This is a genomic window from Methanospirillum sp. (genome assembly GCF_035560735.1).
GTDB lineage: Archaea > Halobacteriota > Methanomicrobia > Methanomicrobiales > Methanospirillaceae > Methanospirillum.
The window spans coordinates 1-3,127 of the sequence record NZ_DATMYY010000326.1; the positions used below are offsets into that span (position 1 = coordinate 1).

At 47.0% G+C, this 3,127-nt stretch carries 2 protein-coding genes; one reads left to right on the top strand and one right to left on the bottom strand.

The window, feature by feature from the left end:
• The first annotated feature begins 180 nt into the window (after positions 1-180).
• A complete protein-coding gene (locus VN429_RS09655; RefSeq protein WP_325632669.1) occupies positions 181-2,754 on the top strand; it encodes a cation-translocating P-type ATPase in 2,574 nt (857 codons plus the stop codon).
• Positions 2,755-2,758: 4 nt separating this feature from the next.
• Here the strand turns inward: VN429_RS09655 and VN429_RS09660 are convergent, their stop codons facing one another.
• Positions 2,759-2,887, bottom strand: a complete 129-nt coding sequence (locus tag VN429_RS09660) for a hypothetical protein (protein WP_325632672.1) — start codon at positions 2,885-2,887, stop codon at positions 2,759-2,761.
• Between the last annotated feature and the right edge of the window lie 240 nt (positions 2,888-3,127).

Consider the following 3,127-nt stretch of genomic DNA (forward strand, 5'->3'; position numbering starts at 1 on the left):
CTTTTAATATCACAGAAAATTATGTTGCTGGTTCTTTTTTTCATCGAACTTCTTATCAGCTCATAGGTAACATGTGACCTACCGTTAAATGGTAGCATCTACCAGACTCAGCAAATATATCGCACAGAGATGGGATAGACACCGGCAACGAACCAAATCCCGGAAGAATTGGTATCAATCATGACTAGGCTCGAAATTAATCCGGTCAAAGGCCTTTCCAGCGAGCAGGCAGCTGAGAAGATCAGGGCCGAAGGGTACAATGAACTCCCGGAAACACAAAAACATGGCATTCCCGGGATCATCCTGGAGGTAGTTAAAGAACCAATGTTTATCCTCCTGGTAGCAAGCGGACTGATCTATTTCTTCCTAGGCGATGTTACCGAAGGCATCATGCTTATGAGCTTCGTTTTTGTCATCATCGGGATCACGGTGTACCAGGAGCAGAAAACAGAAAAGGCCCTGGAAGCGTTACGAAACCTTTCCAGTCCACGTGCTCTGGTAATCAGAGACGGAGAACAGAAACGAATCGCAGGAAGGGAAGTGGTAACCGGTGATATTCTCATCCTTTCAGAAGGAGACCGGGTGCCTGCAGACGGTATTCTTCTCTCATCAAACCATATTTCAGTAGATGAATCACTTCTGACCGGAGAATCTGTTCCTGTCCGAAAAATCCCCTGGGTTGAAGGACAAACTGAGCAACATCCGGGAGGTGATGATCTGCCCTTCATCTACTCTGGTACAATGGTTGTCCAGGGTCAGGGTCTTGCGGAGGTCAGATCAACCGGCCCCCGGACTGAGATGGGAAAAATCGGCACCGTTTTGCAGACTGTGGGCCGGGATGATACTAGGCTTAAAACAGAGATCTCCTGGATGGTCAAGACCATCGCAACTGTCGGGCTGTTTCTCTGTCTGATCATCGTGGTAGTGTATGGATTTACACGGGGAGACTGGATATCCGGTCTTCTTGCCGGGATCACTCTTGCTATGGCTATCCTCCCTGAGGAATTCCCTGTTGTCCTTACGATATTTCTCGCTCTTGGTGCATGGAGGATATCACAAAAACAGGTATTGACACGCAACGTTCCGGCAATTGAAACCCTTGGTTCTGCCACCGTGCTCTGTGTAGACAAAACCGGTACACTCACCCTGAATAAAATGACGGTTCAGACCTTTTTTGCCGAAGGGGTGATCTGTGACCATGATCCAATCGGAGCAAATTCAGTTCCCGATATCTGCCATGAATTGTCAGAGTACGCCATCCTTGCCTGTAAAAAAGATCCCTTCGATCCGATGGAGAAGGCTCTCATCCAACTGTCTGATGGCGATTTTGGCAAAACTGAACATATACACACCGGCTGGGACCTGATTGTAGAATATCCACTTTCACCTGTGCTCCTGGCTATGTCAAACGTTTGGAGATCACCTGATGGAAATGAGTTCATTATTGCGTCAAAAGGAGCACCCGAGGCTATAGCTGATCTCTGTCATCTTCCTGAACCTGACCGGGAAATGCTTGCCGGGCAGATCAACACGCTTGCAGCAAAAGGACTTCGTATCCTTGGGGTTGCGAAAGCTTCGTTTGTTCTTTCTGAACTCCCGGACGGGCAGCATGATTTTGAATTTAAATTCCTGGGACTGATTGGATTCGCAGACCCGATACGACCTGGAATTCCCGAGGCCGTGGCAGAATGCCATTCAGCCGGGATACGGGTTATCATGATCACCGGCGATTATCCACTGACTGCACGAAGCATTGCACAACAGATCGGTCTTCAACATGCTGACGAATGTATCACCGGGTCAGAACTGGAACAGATACCCGAACCAGAATTGAAAGACAAAATCAGGACTGCCACCCTGTTTGCACGGGCCGTACCTGAGCAAAAACTTCGGATCGTCAACGCCCTGAAAGCCAATCATGAAGTGGTTGCTATGACTGGTGATGGGGTAAACGACGCTCCTGCATTAAAGTCTGCTGACATTGGTATTGCGATGGGAGGCAGGGGAACCGATGTTGCAAGGGAAGCCTCTTCACTTGTTCTGCTTGACGACAACTTCACCTCGATTGTATCTGCGGTCAGGTTAGGGAGAAGAATCTATGATAATCTGAAGAAAGCGATGGCATATATCTTCTCTATCCATGTCCCGATTGCCGGGATGTCACTCATACCTGTGCTTTTTAATCTGCCTCTCATTCTTATGCCAGTTCACATCGTCTTTCTTGAATTGATAATCGATCCAGCCTGTTCAGTGGTGTTTGAGTCTGAAAAAGAAGAATCAAATGTCATGAATCGTCCTCCTCGTCAGAAAGATGAACGACTTTTTACCAGGAAGACACTCTTCTTGAGTCTCCTTCAGGGGTTTGTAGTATTGGCAGTTGTCTTTCTGGTATATCTCTCTGCGATAAGCAGGGGGCTTAATGAAGAAGAGGTGAGAACGCTCACTTTTACAACCATTGTAATTGCAAATCTGCTCCTGATCCTGACTAATCGTTCTTGGTCAGAGACCATGTTTCAGACAATCCAGACTCCGAACAAGGCGATGGGGTGGGTATTTGCCGGAACACTCATCGGTCTCGCCCTGATTCTCATCATCCCTTCACTTCAGAATCTCTTCAGGTTTGCTCCGATATCACTGGATGAACTCATCGTCTGTGTGCTGGCCGGGGTTGTGAGTGTCCTCTGGTTTGAGGTGTATAAAGTATGGAATTCACGGCATAAGAGAAAAGAAGAGACAGAACGCCTGATACTGTAATAAATCAGGAGTTCCCCGTTTCAGGACCTGGGAAACGGGGTAGAGGTTGTTCATCATTATCCTGAAATGAATCAGGGGCCATGATGGTAATTGCTGCCGGATCAATCGCAAGTCTGATTGGTGTCCTGGTCATTTTTTCTCCCCCCATAATTACGTATTTCCCCGGCTTTGTCTCTATGCACACTGATTCAGTTTTTAAAAATTTGTGATTCAGGAAATGTAAGGTGACGGCCCAGAAGAAATCCTATTCATACCTTGAGTCCCTGCCATTCACTTCCGGAGTCCAATAATTATCAATGCCTGATATCAGGAAAAGGACAATATCCAGTTTGTTGGCTCTTTTCTTTGGAAAGATCCTCAATGGATGTTTCAT

Bases quoted from the DNA above. Each gene is read 5' to 3' on its own strand.
- VN429_RS09660 (WP_325632672.1), bottom strand. From the start codon at position 2,887: ATGACCAGGACACCAATCAGACTTGCGATTGATCCGGCAGCAATTACC.
- VN429_RS09655 (WP_325632669.1), top strand. From the start codon at position 181: ATGACTAGGCTCGAAATTAATCCGGTCAAAGGCCTTTCCAGCGAGCAG.